Annotated in this window: 14 protein-coding genes; 6 read left to right on the plus strand and 8 right to left on the minus strand. The window is 67.3% G+C overall.

Features of this window, described 5'->3' with window-relative positions:
• Positions 1-44 precede the first annotated feature (44 nt).
• From ACFK0J_RS33790 to typA, 4 genes are all read right to left on the minus strand, one after another.
• Positions 45-1,514, minus strand: coding sequence for an amino acid permease (locus tag ACFK0J_RS33790; protein ID WP_378733759.1), 1,470 nt, complete (start codon positions 1,512-1,514; stop codon positions 45-47).
• A gap of 190 nt (positions 1,515-1,704) precedes the next feature.
• The gene (gene mshB, locus ACFK0J_RS33795; protein WP_378743230.1) at positions 1,705-2,580 is read right to left on the minus strand and encodes an N-acetyl-1-D-myo-inositol-2-amino-2-deoxy-alpha-D-glucopyranoside deacetylase; all 876 of its coding nucleotides are present in this window, start codon (positions 2,578-2,580) and stop codon (positions 1,705-1,707) included.
• On the minus strand, positions 2,577-4,301 hold the full coding sequence (locus ACFK0J_RS33800) for an ABC transporter family substrate-binding protein (protein ID WP_378733760.1): 1,725 nt from the start codon (positions 4,299-4,301) through the stop codon (positions 2,577-2,579). Before ACFK0J_RS33800 ends, mshB begins: the two co-directional genes overlap by 4 nt.
• Positions 4,302-4,446: 145 nt before the next feature.
• Complete coding sequence (gene typA, locus ACFK0J_RS33805; protein ID WP_378733761.1) at positions 4,447-6,345, minus strand: translational GTPase TypA; 1,899 nt, start codon at positions 6,343-6,345, stop codon at positions 4,447-4,449.
• A 153-nt stretch (positions 6,346-6,498) separates the two neighbouring features.
• Between typA and ACFK0J_RS33810 the strand changes: the two genes are divergently transcribed.
• Both ACFK0J_RS33810 and ACFK0J_RS33815 read left to right on the plus strand, forming a co-directional pair.
• A complete protein-coding gene (locus tag ACFK0J_RS33810) occupies positions 6,499-6,675 on the plus strand; it encodes a hypothetical protein (protein WP_167768842.1) in 177 nt (58 codons plus the stop codon).
• A gap of 96 nt (positions 6,676-6,771) precedes the next feature.
• Positions 6,772-7,068, plus strand: coding sequence for a 4a-hydroxytetrahydrobiopterin dehydratase (locus tag ACFK0J_RS33815; protein ID WP_378733762.1), 297 nt, complete (start codon positions 6,772-6,774; stop codon positions 7,066-7,068).
• 2 nt (positions 7,069-7,070) lie between these two features.
• On the opposite strand, the gene ACFK0J_RS33820 is transcribed toward ACFK0J_RS33815, so the two are convergent.
• Positions 7,071-8,336, minus strand: a complete 1,266-nt coding sequence (locus ACFK0J_RS33820) for a mannosyltransferase (protein WP_378733763.1) — start codon at positions 8,334-8,336, stop codon at positions 7,071-7,073.
• A 299-nt stretch (positions 8,337-8,635) separates the two neighbouring features.
• On the opposite strand from ACFK0J_RS33820, the gene ACFK0J_RS33825 reads away from it, so the two are divergent.
• Positions 8,636-9,421 (plus strand): hypothetical protein, encoded by a 786-nt coding sequence (locus ACFK0J_RS33825; RefSeq protein WP_378733764.1) that lies wholly within the window; start codon positions 8,636-8,638, stop codon positions 9,419-9,421.
• A 118-nt stretch (positions 9,422-9,539) separates the two neighbouring features.
• A complete protein-coding gene (locus ACFK0J_RS33830) occupies positions 9,540-9,899 on the plus strand; it encodes a hypothetical protein (protein WP_378733765.1) in 360 nt (119 codons plus the stop codon).
• Positions 9,900-9,907: 8 nt separating this feature from the next.
• On the opposite strand, the gene ACFK0J_RS33835 is transcribed toward ACFK0J_RS33830, so the two are convergent.
• The 3 genes from ACFK0J_RS33835 to ACFK0J_RS33845 form a co-directional block, all read right to left on the minus strand.
• On the minus strand, positions 9,908-10,615 hold the full coding sequence (locus ACFK0J_RS33835) for a DUF1906 domain-containing protein (protein WP_378733766.1): 708 nt from the start codon (positions 10,613-10,615) through the stop codon (positions 9,908-9,910).
• A 213-nt stretch (positions 10,616-10,828) separates the two neighbouring features.
• A complete protein-coding gene (locus tag ACFK0J_RS33840) occupies positions 10,829-11,977 on the minus strand; it encodes a hypothetical protein (protein WP_378733767.1) in 1,149 nt (382 codons plus the stop codon).
• Positions 11,978-12,259: 282 nt separating this feature from the next.
• Entirely contained in the window at positions 12,260-12,916 is a 657-nt protein-coding gene (locus tag ACFK0J_RS33845) for a CHAP domain-containing protein (RefSeq protein ID WP_378733769.1), read from the minus strand.
• A gap of 150 nt (positions 12,917-13,066) precedes the next feature.
• Between ACFK0J_RS33845 and ACFK0J_RS33850 the strand changes: the two genes are divergently transcribed.
• Positions 13,067-13,324, plus strand: coding sequence for a type II toxin-antitoxin system VapB family antitoxin (locus ACFK0J_RS33850; protein ID WP_378733770.1), 258 nt, complete (start codon positions 13,067-13,069; stop codon positions 13,322-13,324).
• The gene (locus ACFK0J_RS33855) at positions 13,321-13,713 is read left to right on the plus strand and encodes a type II toxin-antitoxin system VapC family toxin (protein ID WP_378733771.1); all 393 of its coding nucleotides are present in this window, start codon (positions 13,321-13,323) and stop codon (positions 13,711-13,713) included. Before ACFK0J_RS33850 ends, ACFK0J_RS33855 begins: the two co-directional genes overlap by 4 nt.
• The last annotated feature ends 39 nt before the right edge of the window (positions 13,714-13,752 follow it).

Below are 13,752 nucleotides of genomic sequence, written 5' to 3' on the forward strand. Positions count from 1 at the left end.
GCAGCGAGTCTATTCCGGCGCCGTCGCGGACGGGACTCGCATGATCACTTCTCCCCGTCCATCGGGATGTTGGCGACCACCGGGAACTCACCTGTGTAGCCCATCCGCTGCTCAGCGATGGCCAGCACTCGCTTACGCGCCGCGAGCCAGCCGACGATCAGCATCGGAATGATCACCGCCAGCGAGGCGACCGTCCAGGTGCCCACCGGATAGTCGAAACCGGTCAACACCACCACGAAGAACAGGAACACCAAGGTGAGCAGTCCGGTGTAGGGCGCGCCGAACATCCGGAAGGACGGCCGCTCCACCTTGCCCTGCTGGGACCACCGCCACAGCTGCAACTGGCACAGCACGATGGTGGCCCAGGAGGCGACGATGCCGAGCGAGGCCATGTTCAGCACGATCTCGAAGGCTCGGTCCGGCACCACGCCGTTCAGCGCGATACCGACCAGCGCGATCAGGCTGGTCAGCAGGATGCCGCCGTAGGGAACGCCGTTGCGGCCCATCACGCCGGTGAACTTCGGCGCGCTGCCGTTCATCGACATGGACCGCAGGATGCGCCCGGTGGAGTACAGCCCGGCGTTGAGGCTGGAGAACGCCGCGGTGAGCACGACCAGGTTCATCACGCTGCCGATGCCGGGCACGCCGAGCATGGTGAAGAAGGTGACGAACGGGCTCTCCTTGGCGGTGTACGCGGTGTAGGGCAGCAGCAGGCCGAGCAGCACCAGCGAACCGACGTAGAAGATCGCGATGCGGGCGATCACCGAGTTGATGGCGCGCGGCATGATCTTGGCCGGGTTCTCCGTCTCACCCGCCGCGGTGCCGACCAACTCGACCGCGGCGTACGCGAACACGACCCCGGAGACCACGACGACCAGCGGAAGCACCCCGGTCGGGAACAGTCCGCCGTTGTCGGCGATGACGGCGGGCCCGGTCGGGTGGCCCTGCACGGTGAATCGGCCGATGAGGAAGATCGTGCCGATGATCAGGAACGCGCTGAGCGCGAACACCTTCACCAGCGCGGCCCAGAACTCCATCTCGCCGAACCACTTCACCGAGATCAGGTTGATGCTGAGCACCAGGACCAGCGCGATGAGCGCGAGCAGCCACTGCGGGATGCTGCTGAACCCGGACCAGTAGTGGAAGTACTGGGCGATCGCGGTGGTGTCGGCGATGCCGGTCATCGACCAGTTGAGGAAATACATCCACCCGGCCACGAACGCGGCCTTCTCGCCGAAGAACTCCCGTGCGTAGGAGACGAACGATCCGGACGAGGGCCGGTGCAGCACGAGCTCACCGAGCGCGCGCAGGATGAGGAACGCGAAGAAGCCGCAGACGCCGTAAACGAGGAACAGCCCGGGTCCCGCGTTGGCGAGTCGGCCGCCCGCACCGAGGAACAGACCGGTGCCGATGGCGCCGCCGATGGCGATCATCTGCAGTTGTCGCGGTTTGAGGCTCTTGTGGTAACCCTCGTCTTCGATGCTTAGGTGAGCCTTGTCGCCGACCGCTGTCATGAACCGCTTCGCCCTCCACATCGATGAATTCGAGATCACGGGAACGGTACCCGGCGTGCATTGTCGAGGTGACAGCAACCCTCAGGCTACGCATATTCGCAGCTCAGGCGGTGCTCAGACAACATTCGGAGTTAAACCTCGAATGTGACAGGAAGTGCGGAACGCAGCCGCTGCCATTCATAGAAGTTCGTTATTCGAGGCCCGCGAAGAGATCATGTTCGCGGCCGTCCGGCCCGACCGGTCCCCGGCGACCGCGCACGAGTACGTAGCACTCGGCCGGGAGTACCGGTTGAGCAACCTTGTTGGACAAGGCGAATTCGCGTCCCGACGGCGCCACCGTGACCTGGGTGGCGTGCGCGCGCAACGCCGCACGCTTGGCGGCGAGCGCGTCGGAGACATCGATAGTGGTCGTCACGGTGCGGCTCGGCACGCACGCGAGCTCGCCCTCGGCGGGCAGGCGCCAGCCGGGCGGCAATCTGCCGGGCAGGCCGTCCACCGTGCGCTTGGCGAGCGCCGCCGTGTGCTGTCGCAGGATGTCGGCGTCGGTGACGGTCCAGTAGAACTTCGGCGTGTCCCAGCCCCGTTCGGCCGCGGAACGCACTGCGGCCGTGGTGATCTGGTGTGCCCGGATGTGGTCGGGGTGGCCGTAGCCGCCGTTCGGGTCATAGCTGACAAGCACCTGCGGGCGCAGTGCGAGGATCACCTCGATCAGCGCCTCCACCGCCGCGTCGCCCGATTGCACGAACACCCGCGGCTTCTCCGCCGCCGGGGTGCCTGCCATACCGGAATCGCGCCAGCGGCCCGCACCGCCGAGGAAGCGCGGGGGCCCGGCGTCCAACGCCTCCAGCGCCCTGGTCAGTTCGAGGATGCGGTAGCCGCCGAGTTGATCGGCGTGGTCGGCGGTGAGCTGCGCCCACTCGTCACCGATCACCTCGCCCTCTTCGCCGAGGGTGCAGGTCACCACGGTGACCGGCACGCCGCGCCGACGGTAGTGCGCGATCGTGCCACCGGTGGTGATGGATTCGTCGTCCGGGTGCGCGTGCACCAGCAGCAGACCGCCGGTCATTGGATCTTTCGCCACTGTCCGGCGTCCCCGAAGATGCCGACCTGGATGCTGCCGCTCAGCGACGCACCGTCCACCCGGGGACCGGCCGCGGCGACGACGTTGTCCTGCACGATCGGCAGCACCGTGGCCAGCTCCCACAGCTTGGGCTCGGCTTCGGCGAGTACCCGCCCGGTCTCGATGCCGCGCAGCGCCTCATCGATCGGCAGTTGCAGCGTGGGATCGCACACCCCGGACAGGTTGGCCGGCGCGCGGCGCACCGGATCCGTGCTCGGCTGCGAGGTACCGGCGGTACCCGTAGTGGTTTCCGGCGGCGGGCAACCGTAGCGGGAGGCGAGCACGATGGCCGGATCGCCGCCGGCCCGCTCCCAGCCGACGATCGCGTCGGTCGTTCCCTCGACCAGCTCGCGGCCGTAGAGCTCGTCGGCCGAGATGCCACGCACCGTGGCATCGATTCCGGCACTGCGCAATTGGTCCGCGGCGGTATCGGCGACCGCGATGGCGGTGGTGTCGCCCTCCACCGCGCCGATCCGAATCGTCAGGGACTTACCGTTTTTCGCGACCGGACGCGGGGTCGGCGCTGGCGAGGTCGGCGAGTTGACCGGTGGCGGTTCCGGCGCGCGGCCATAGCCCGCCTCCGCCAGCAGCGCGAAGGCTTCCTCGGCGGGCAGCCGGGGTGGCGCGGTCGGCGCGTAGCCCGGATCGGACGGCGAAAGTATTTGGGCGCGAACCGGATCCACCCAGCCGCCGGTCTGCGCGCCGACCGTCGCCAGCAGCGCGGGGTCGAGCAGCGCGAGCACCGCGCGCCGGACCCGGATATCGCTCACCGGCCCGGTCCGCCCGTTGAGCGCGAGCTGCAACACCCGCGACTGCGGCATGATCGCGGTGCGCACCGATGGAATGGCCGCCAGCTGCGCCTGCGTCGCGACTCCACCGTGCACCAAGGTCATCTGAGCGTCGTTGGTGCGCAACGATTCCGCCAATTGTGCGGGAGTTCCGCCGCGCCGCAACAGGATTTCGTCCGGCGCAACCGGGGTGCCCCAGAAGCGGGCGTTGCGCTCCAGCAGGATTTCCTCGCGGCCGCGATCGACGTTCTTGATCGCGAATTGCGCGCCGGACACCCGGATTCGCTTGACCCAGCCGTCCTGGAAGCCGCCGGGCGAATCCTTCATCAGATGCGAGGGCAGCAGGTTGGCGAACAGCTGCCGCCATGCCGGGAACGGCTCGCGCATGGTCACCGTCACCACCTTGCCGCCGCCCGCGGAGCCGATATCGGTGATCAGCCGGTAACCGGCCGAGTCGACCACACCGGGCTGCGAAATCATCTGCTGCCAGAGGAATTGGAAGTCCTCCGCGGCGATCGGCGCACCGTCGGACCAGTTCGCCTCGTTGCGCAGCGTGTAGGTGATGGTGAACGGCTCCTGCGCGGTGACATCGGCCGTGGCGATCAGCGAGGTGTCCGGCACCCAGTCGGTGGCGCCTGCCGCCACCGGGCTCGGCACCGGCCGGAACGGGCTCGGCAGCACCATCGAACTCAACGCCGCGGTGGCCGGCGACTGATCCGACCGCAGGTGCGGGTTGAAGCCGATGCCGATGGTGTCGATCGCGACGACGACGGTGCTCTTGCCCGGTTTGGCCGGTGTGGTCTTCGGGCTGTCGGTGCTCTCGATCGGCGGTGGCGGGTTCGCCGTGCAACCGGCGAACACCGTCAACGACGCCGTCACGATGATCAGCAACGTGCGCCAGGTGGCGCTTCGACCGGCGCGTGCGGTCCGGCCCGGAGGAAGCGGCCTGCGTAACCACGCAGGGCCCCGCAGGCGCCTCTCAGATACAGCCCCCGAGCTCACGGTGCGCACTCTACCGCGATAACTACAGCGCGGCCCGGTCCCGAGCCTTCCGGCGAGACAGTTCGCGACCACGTTCGGTCGCACCGAGGATCACCTTGCGCACCCGGACCACCTCCGGCGTGACCTCGACGCACTCGTCGTCCGAGCAGAACTCCATCGCGGCTTCCAGATCGAGATGCAGCGGCTTGGCCAGCGTCTCGAACACATCGGCGGTGGAGCTGCGCATGTTGGTCAGCTTCTTCTCGCGGGTCACGTTGATATCGAGGTCCTCGGCGCGCGGGTTGATGCCGACGACCATGCCCTCGTAGGTGTCCGCGCCCGGCTCGACGAAGAACTGGCCGCGGTCGGCGAGCTGGATCATGGCGAACGGAGTCACCGTGCCCGCACGGTCGGACACCAGCGCACCGGTGTGCCGGGCCCGGATCTCCCCGGCCCACGGCGCGTAGCCGTGCGAGACGGCGTTGGCGATGCCGGTGCCTCGGGTCTCGGTGAGGAAATCGGTGCGGAAGCCGATCAGACCGCGCGACGGGACGATGAACTCCATCCGGACCCAGCCCGCGCTGTGGTTGGCCATCTGGACCATCTTGCCCTTGCGGGCGGCCAGCAGCTGGGTGACGGCGCCGAGGTACTCGTCGGGGCAATCGATGGTGAGCTCCTCGTAGGGCTCGTGCACCTTGCCGTCGACCTGCTTGGTGACCACCTGCGGCTTGCCGACGGTCAGCTCGAAGCCCTCGCGGCGCATCTGCTCGACCAGGATGGCCAGCGCGAGCTCACCACGGCCCTGTACCTCCCAGGCGTCCGGACGGCCGATGTCGAGCACACGCAGCGACACGTTGCCGACCAGTTCCTGATCGAGCCGCGACTTCACCATGCGAGCGGTGAGCTTGTGCCCCGGCACCCGGCCGACCAGCGGCGAGGTGTTGGTGCCGATGGTCACCGAGATGGCGGGCTCGTCGACGGTGATACGCGGCAGCGCGACGGGGTTGTCGATGTCGGCGAGGGTGTCGCCGATCATGATCTCCGGGATGCCCGCGATGGCGACGATGTCACCGGCCACCGCGACCTCACCCGGCTGACGCTCGACACCGATGGTCTGCAGCAGCTCGGTGATCTTGACCTGCTTGACGCCGTCGGCGTGCATCCACGCGACGTTCTGACCCTTGCGCAGCTCGCCCTGGTAGATGCGGACCAGCGCGAGACGGCCGAGGAACGCGGAGGCGTCCAGGTTGGTGACGTGCGCCTGCAGTGGCGCGGCCGGATCGCCCTTGGGCGCCGGAATGTTGTTGAGCAGCACCTCGAACAGCGCGTCGAGGTTCTCCGCGTCCGGAGCGTGCCCGTTCTCGGGACGCTCCTTGGACGCCTTGCCCTCGCGGCCCGAGGCGTAGAGCACCGGCAGGTCGAGCGCGAGCTCGGCGGCCTCGGCGGCGGAGTCGTCCAGGTCGGAGGCCAGGTCGAGCAGCAGGTCGTGGCTTTCCTCGACGACCTCCGCGATCCGGGCGTCGGGACGGTCGGTCTTGTTGACCACCAGGATCACCGGCAGCGACGCGGCAAGGGCCTTACGCAGCACGAACCGGGTCTGCGGCAGCGGGCCCTCGGAGGCGTCGACCAGCAGCACGACACCGTCGACCATGGAGAGGCCGCGTTCGACCTCACCACCGAAGTCGGCGTGGCCGGGCGTGTCGATCACATTGATGACGGTGACGGAGCCGTCGGCGTGGTGCTTATGCACGGCGGTGTTCTTGGCGAGAATGGTGATGCCCTTCTCGCGCTCCAGGTCACCGGAGTCCATCACCCGGTCGACGAGCTCGGCTCGCTCGGCGAAGGCACCGGATTGGCGGAGCATGGCGTCGACCAGCGTTGTCTTACCGTGGTCGACGTGGGCCACGATGGCTACGTTGCGAAAATCGCGCGCAGACGACACGCTGAATCCTCCTGCTGTTAGGTGTTGGTACCGGCCGACCCCTGCAAACAGGTGGAGAATGGAAACTCACCGGGCATTGCGGCCATATACACCCTACCTGCGTTCGGGTCACCGCTACGCGTCAGGCACTGTACTAAGGGTATGCTAACCGACATGGGCAAGGTCAAGGCTAAGCAGGTTTCGCGCCTGAAACCGAAGAAGAAGTGCTGTCGCAAAAAGACGCGCTGCCTGAAATGCCCTGTGGTCATTATGCGTATGAAGAAGTGCGAAGCCGCAGGCATCTGCGGCAAGGACCTGAAAAAAGCGCTCAAGCAAGCGCGCGCCGCCTGACCTTCGCGCCCGCCGCGCGCCGTCCCCGACCCCGCTGTCCTCGGCTGATCGCGTAATGACGGACATCACTCCCGGCATAGGAGTAGAACCGGGGTTATGAGCGCTCCGCTGTTGACCGAAACCGAAGTGGCCGAGGCACTGAACACCCTGCCGGACTGGACCAGGGACGGCGACGTCCTGACCCGCACCGTCCAAGCGCCCAGCTTCCTCGCGGGCATCGAACTCGTCCGGCAGGTCGCCGAAGCGGCCGAGGCCGCCGATCACCATCCCGATATCGATATCCGCTGGCGCAAGGTGACGTTCGCGCTGTCCACCCACGATTCGGGCGGCCTGACCGCGTTGGACGTCGACCTGGCTCGCAAGATCGACCAACTGGCCGCACAACTCAGCTGAGGCTAGGCGGCGCGCGCGGGGCCCTCAACGGTTACCCGCGCCGGCTGCGGGCCTGAGCGCGCGCGCCGACCGGAGCTGATCACCCAGACGAAGAACACCAGCACCCCGATCACGTCGACCGCCCCGAGCCAGGCCAGCACGGCGGGTCGGGGAATGGTCCAGATCGAATCCTGGAAGAACGACAGCACCCACGGCACGCCGATCAACGTGGTCACCAACCAGTAGCCCGCGATGATCTTGGCGCCGGGCACCTGCCGCAGCGGTCCGTAGCGCAGCCACAGCACCGTCGGCAGCAGCCAAACCCAATGGTGCGACCAGGAAATGGGCGAGACGAGCACACCGAACAGCTGCACCATGATCAGCGTGCCCATCCGGTCGTCCGGCCCGAGCACGCGCCAGGCCAGGAAGGCCAGCACCGCGACGACCAGCACCGCGGCGATCCACCACGGGCCGGATTCCACGTCGTCGCCGAGGATTCGGCTCAGCGTGCCGCGCAGCGACTGGTTCCACACCGAGCCCACCGGGCCGATCCGGTCGGCGTCGCCGAGCAGGGTGCCGAAGTACCGCCGCGCCTCATGCGGGGCCAGCAGGAAACTGATGCCGACCGTCGCGCCGAACACCAGCGCCGACCACACCACCGTCGCCCAGCGCCGCCGGGCGACGAAGTAGAGGCCGCTGATCGCCGGAGTCAGCTTGATTCCCGCGATGATGCCGATCAGCCCACCGGAGAGCCACCAGCGTGAGCTACGCACCGCGACCATCGCGCCGAGCACCAGGAAGACGTTGACCTGGCCGTAGTCCATCGTGGTCCGCACCGGCTCCATCCACAGGCCGAGCGCGGTCCAACCGACCGCCGCGGTGTGCCACCGCGGCTCGCGCGCCCGCTCCACCCCCAGGATCAGCTCGAACGCGATGCGCACCACCGCGTACAGCGCGGCGGCGATGGCCAGCAGCCAGGCCACCGCGACCACGGTGAACGGCAGATAGTGCAGCGGGAAGAACACCAGCGCGGCGAACGGCGGGTAGGTGAACGGCAGCGGGAAGTCCGGGGTCTTCTCCGCGTAGGTGAAGTCGTAGAGCCGGTCGGTGACCAGCGCCGCCGATCCGTCGACGTAGACGTGCAGGTCGACGAGGTTCATGCCGTTGTCTGACAACAGCATCCAGAGCAGCCTGGCCAGCACGGACAGACCGAGTGCCGAGACAGCCCATCGGAGTTGACGGTTCAAATCGCAGGCTTTCGACTCGGGTGCGGTGCGTCGGCCCGGCACCCGGCAATGCGAGTGTTCGGCGACAAGAATGGACGGCTCCGACTAGATTAACCGCAGCGCGGATCCGACCCCGTGCGCCCTCACATCAAAAGACTTCCCCTGAATCACTGATAACATTTGTATCACCTTTCACACCAGTAACACCCGGGGCGCGCTACCGTCTGATAACACTGATCGTCCGCAGCACCTGTAGGGCAGCACAGCTGTACACATAGCCGTGATGTCCCTAGAGTGACCCCCGAAACGATGGCTTTTCAGCATCGGCCCCAGATGTACCCGAGGTAAGGACGGCTAGACCAGTGCTTCGCACCCGAGGATCGCGGATTGCATTGTCCGCGCTCGCCATCGCGGCGAGTGCCACGCTTGCCGCGCCGACGACAGCTGTCGCGGCGCCCGCGCCCGCGCCTGCGGCGACCCCGAACACCGTGCCGATGGTCCCCGAGGGCGTCCCGGTCGATGCTCTTGCCGCCTTGGCTCCCGCAATCATCGGCTCGATCGCCGGTCCCGCCGATATCGCGGCAGGTCCGCAGTCGGCCATCCTCGATCAGGCTCGGACGCTGCTCGCGACGCTGAACCTGCCGCCGCAGATCAAGTCCACGCTGGAACGGATCATCACCTTCCTGGACGGCAGCGGCGGCGGTGGCCCCAAGCTTCCGGAAGAGGGCCCGGCCATCGCGCAGTTCCTCTACCCGACCATCGGCAAGGGCTGCATCGGCCCGACCGCCGACTCGGTCGGCACCGCGCTCGCCGTGCCCGGCCCGGCGCAGCTGCCGCCGCCCGGACCGAAGGCCGGTCAGACCGGCTTCGTCTTCACCGCGCTGGGCACCAAGGCGCCGACGGCAGAGCAGAATCCGCCGATGACGGTGCAGTGGATGAACCTGGATACCCGCCAGTCCGGCATCCTGCCGCTGACCGACGAGGCCAAGATCAACCCGGGCGGCCCGGCCACCCTGTCCGCGATCGCCGACACCGGCTCTGGCCGGGTCGTCGCGGTCGTCGCCGGCTCGCTGACCACCAAGGCCGACGACGCCGACCCGCGGACCTGCTCGTTCCTGCCGACACTCGGATTCTTCACCGTCGCTTGAGTTTCGAATAAAGGCGGCGACTCTCCTGAGTCGCCGCCTTTGTCGTCTCCAGGACATCCCGGTGGCGAATCGCCGCGATGACGCATGCGCGGGTGGCGATTGTGGTAGACCGCTAACTATGGCGACGATCGAACATTCGATACGGCCCGGCCGCTCCATCCGAAGCAGGCGCTCGCACCGGTCAATACTGTCCTACCGATCCGAGGGCTCCATTCTCTCCATCGGGTCGGCCTACTCGATCCTCTCGATCGGCAGCGTCGGCTCGGTGCTGTCGATCGGCTCGGTCGGCTCGTTCGGGTCGGCCATCTCCTCGTTCTCGTTCACCAGCCTCGGCTCGGCGTTCTCCGGCTTGTCCCGCTGGTCGATGTTCTCCTGGCTCGGCGACCACGAGGCCCCGGACACTCGTCCGACATTGCGGGTGGTGCCGGACGACGAGCCCGATCTACGGGAAGCACCGCTCAGCCACTGCCAAACCTAGAGCGGCAGCTACCACTGGCCGAAGTCGGCGGCGAGGGCATTGTTGAGATCAATGCCGACGCCGTCGAGCGAGCGCTTGTCGATTTCGAACTGGTGCAGGTGGGCGGCGGGGTGCACGACACCGTTGGACCCCCAATTGTGTTGCCAGTACCAGGAACACAGGCCCGCGGCGCGGGCGAGTTCGATGGTGGGGGCGTTGGCGTACATGCCGGTGTTCTCCTGGCCGAGCACCTCCTGCCAGCCGAGTAGGTAGGGCGCGATCATGGTGGCGAACTCGACCGGCGTCGGATTGTCATCGATCGAGGCGTAGATCGGCACGCCGTCGGGTCCGCCTGCGGCATAGTGCAATTCGAGCCCGCGCTGGGCGTGCTTCTTGCCCGCCTCCAGTCCGCCGCGCCAGTCCGCTGTGGGGCCCTTGCCGAATTGGTAGCAGGAGACGATGTTCAGGCCCGCCGCGTGCAACTGATCTACTTCGCTGGCGCGCAGCGGTTTGCCTTCCATCCATTCCGCGCCGGGGCGTCGGTCGGAAACGTACCGGATCACGCCGAGATGCCCGGCGTCCCTGATCGCGGCGGCCGAGGGGACTCCGCCCGCGTAATCGATCAACGTGCCGAAGGTATCGGCGGCGGCCCGCGGCGCCGCAGCGGTCATGCCGATCGCTGCCGCCGCGGCGGCATACCCGAATAGCTCACGCCGGGACACAGAATTGGAACGCATCGCAGGACTCCTTCGCGCAACCCCGACCATGGATGGCAGCGTGCCCGGCGCACCTTCCCCAAGGTATGCAGTGCGCGCCGGGAGCCTCGAACGTGTACTCATTTCACCATATTCACTTGGGAACCGCTAGACCCACGGGACACGTCTATTCACATTGGTCACATGCGTGACATCGGCTTGCCGACGGCGGCGTTGCGGCAGCTCAGACCGGGTCTAACTACCCGGAGAGGGCGCGGGGCCTACCCCGTCGATGCGGGCGGCGACGTCGATGGTCCGGCCGGAATTATCGGCCAGCTCCTTGCTGATCACCCCGGCGACCTGGGCAATCACCTGCTTTTTGATCCCGGCGATGGCACCGAGCGTTGCCGCGCGGACGCCGTGCGCCTTGAACTCCAACCGGATATCGTCCGGCTCGGGCGGCGGCACATCGATGACGACGAGCAACGGGTCGGCCGCCCGCGCGGTCAACACCAGCGGGACCTCGACGTCGGCTCGATAGCGGTTGGCCTTCAGCACATCGACGGTGATATCGAGGCTGACCGGCAACGTCAGGTCGAAAGCCCGTGGCGTATCCGCCTTGTCCGCCAGCTGCGGCACTCGCACGCTGCCGCGCACGGTGACCGTCGCCGACTTGCGCGGCCCGGTCTTCAGTGGACCGACTTCGATCGGTCGTCCCGCCATCCGCTCCACCACATCGAAGACGCGATCCCGGGTCACGATCCGGGAGAAGAACCGGTGCCCGAATTCGTCGTAGCCGATCCAGTCGAACTCCGCCTGCTCCCGATGCGCCGACGGCGTACCGCTCACCATGGCTTCGATATCGAAGACTCGGCTGCGTCGCGCCTGCGGGTCGGCGAGCATGCCGTTCACCCGGGAGGCGACTTCGCGTTGCACCAGGCCCGCGATCGGGTCGAGCAACAATTCGCCGACCGACTCCACGGCTTGCGCGCGCAGCACGAAGCTGACGTCGCGCGCGGTGACCGGCGGGATGTCGATGACGATCAGCAGCGGATCGGCGGTGCGCGCGTGCAAGGTCAGATCGATCTCGACGCGTGCTTCCAGCCGCAACTTCTTGCCGCCGAGCATCACCTTCACCGCCAACGACACCGGGACGGTGACATCGAAGGTCACGTGGGGGCCGCTGTGCAGCACCACCGGCTGGCCCACCTTGCCCTCGGCCACGAAACCCGCGAGGCCGGCCGGGCCGATCGAGAACGGGCCGATCGTCATGCCGCGGCCGGTCATCCCAGCCACCGCGGCTTCGATCCGGTCCTTCGTCACCGCGTGCGTGACGAAGCGCTCGCCGAAATCGGCATAGTCGATCCAGGGCGGATCGCTACTCGGTTCGTCGGTCGGCTGCATCAGATGTTCCGAAACCCTCACCTCTCGATGGACAACCGACACGGTACGCGACCAACATTGCCTGGAACTTGCACGCGTACGCCGCATTCGCCCGACCATGTGCGGCCCGTCCGGCAGCGCACGTTCTGCGCTGAACCCGAGATCCCCGTCCTGCCGATGAGGGGGAAGCAGGGCGGGGATCGGCGACGGCGCTGCCGGGCGCCGCCACTTCTATCGTAGAACTACCCGCGCACCGACCCGTCGCGCGCACCCGTCACCACCGCCGTTGGCTGGCAATGATTTTCACAATCGGCCGTATCCGACGATGCCCGGGACGTCGGCCGGCGCGAAGGTGTGCATGCCGACTTCGTCGAATTCGTTGCCGCCGATGGTCGTCACCACACCAGCCTCGGCCGTCAGCACGATGTTGGTGTGCTGGCCGAACGGACTGGCGTCGGTGTACAGCAGGACGTCGCCCATGCGCGGCTGGTAGCCGCCGTACGGGACGAATCGGCCCGTACTCGCGTAGTACTCCTGGAGTGTGTAGACGCCGGGAATCCGCCACGAGCCCGAATTCGGATTGGCCAGTGGCGCGCCCGCCTCGCGCATCACCCAGCTGACGAAGTCCGCGCACCAGGGTTCCACAACACCCTCGGCGTACTTGGTGCCCGCCCCCGGAGCGCGAAATTCGCGCTCCGCCACTGCGAGGATTCGGGCCTGCGTCGGGTCGAGCGTGGATCGGTCGATCGCCGGGAACTCCGTGACGCGCTGCCCGGTGATGGCCGGTGCGCCCGAATGTTCTTGCCACCAGCGAGCTCCCACCACCCCGGCGACCACGAGCGCGATGACCAACAGCACCACCGCGAGCCACCGGCCCGCCCCCCGGTTCGCCTGGCCGTGCCGGGCGCCCGCGCTGCGGTAGCGCACTCGGTGCGAGGTTCTGGCCTGGTGCTCGGACATCTGTCCCCCGGTTCGTCGCGGCCGATCTGGTCCTTGCTGAATTGGACGAACGGGCCCGCCGAACGGTTCCCCTCTCGGAAAACCATTTCCACGCGGCAGGAACCAGGGTAGACTGTCTACCATCCCGGTCCAGGAGGGTAGAACATGGGCTTGAATATAAAGAATGAGAAGGTGCACGCCTTGGTGCGTGAGGCAGCGGAGCGGACGGGGATGTCCCAGACCAGCGTTGTCGAGGAGGCACTAAAACGCATGCTGAAAGAACTGGACGCCGAGCGGGAAGCGACAAGACAGTCCCGAAAGGCGCGACTGTGGGAAATCGTGGCCGATATGGACGCCAGGATGACGCCCGAGACCCGAGCGTTACTCACTACCGATGATCTCTACGACGATCAGGGGATGCCCGCATGATCGTCGACGCATCGGCCCTGCTCGCCATCATCAATCAGGAGCCGGAACGGGGCAGCTTCATCGACGCACTCGACTCGGCCGAAAGCCGGTCGATGTCGGTGGTCAACCACTTCGAAGTGGCGATCAAGGTCGATCGCAGTCCGGACCCGATCATGGCGCGCAGGTTCGCGGAGCTGATCGGTGAGGGCGACATCGAACTCGCACCCGTTTCGTTGGAACAGGCTGCCGTCGCCAGGGCGGCATACCGCGACTTCGGCAAGGGCAGTGGCCATCCCGCCCAGCTCAACCTCGGTGACTGCTTCGCCTACGCACTCGCCACCGTCACCAAGAAACCGCTGCTGTACAAGGGCAACGACTTCGGCCACACCGACATCAGATCGGCGGTGTGACGTCGGAGCCTGATTCCGGGCGGCCGCCGCGCCGCCCGG

Source organism: Nocardia brasiliensis (assembly GCF_042691675.1).
GTDB lineage: Bacteria > Actinomycetota > Actinomycetes > Mycobacteriales > Mycobacteriaceae > Nocardia > Nocardia brasiliensis_D.